Here is a 708-nt window from a genome sequence, read left to right as displayed (position 1 = left end):
GTGCTCCTGGACCATGTCCAGGCAGAGCAGGGGATCATACGAGCGGTGGCTTTGAATGACTACGCCGTCACCATTCCCACCAGTGATGCAACAGATGGTGGCCCGATCGTTGCCTACTTGCGCGATGGCAAGGCGATGTCTGTTCGCGACAAAGGACCTTTGTGGATAATTTACCCTTACGATGCTAACGAGGCCTATCAGTCCGAAGAAATTTATGCCCGCAGCATTTGGCAACTCAATCGATTGGAAGTCGTAGCACAGTAAGTACCGAGGAGAAGGCCATCGACACTAAAGCGCCTTTAATGAGCATGAAGAGATGGCCCATTTTTGCCTTTGTAGGATTGCTGGTTGTGAGTCTGGCTATCGTGCTTTCCCTTGGGCGCGAGGTGAAATCAGATCTCGACGCACTCTCGACCGCAAAAACAGACAACGTCAGCTGGCTGATGTCTCAGCTCGAAGTCGAGCTGCTTAGGTTCGAAGTCTCGGTCATTGACGCTTCATCACGTTCCAATGGTGACTTGTCCACTGTACGCAACCGTTTCGATATCTTTTATAGCCGAGCGGATACGCTGTTTAGTAGCGAGCTGTTTTCATTTCTGCGAGGGGGTGCCGCCGCGCAACCAGCCCTGCAAGCCACTGAAGATTTTCTATCCCGGCTGACACCATTGATCGATGGGCCGGATGACCAGCTGCGCGCAGCACTCCCTG

At 53.0% G+C, this 708-nt stretch carries 1 protein-coding gene and 1 pseudogene; both read left to right on the top strand.

Going from position 1 to position 708, the window contains the following annotated elements; translation table 11 throughout:
* Window positions 1-264 (top strand): putative pterin-binding protein (locus ACR0EL_RS22310; RefSeq protein WP_480502331.1); only part of this gene is annotated, 264 nt, incomplete at its 5' end.
* A gap of 86 nt (window positions 265-350) precedes the next feature.
* Window positions 351-708: pseudogene (locus tag ACR0EL_RS22305) on the top strand (hybrid sensor histidine kinase/response regulator); the annotation flags it as partial.

This window comes from Ruegeria sp. AH12, assembly GCF_056541465.1.
The sequence above is the reverse complement of the archived record's forward strand: the minus strand, read 5'-3'. Positions and strand labels throughout refer to the sequence as shown.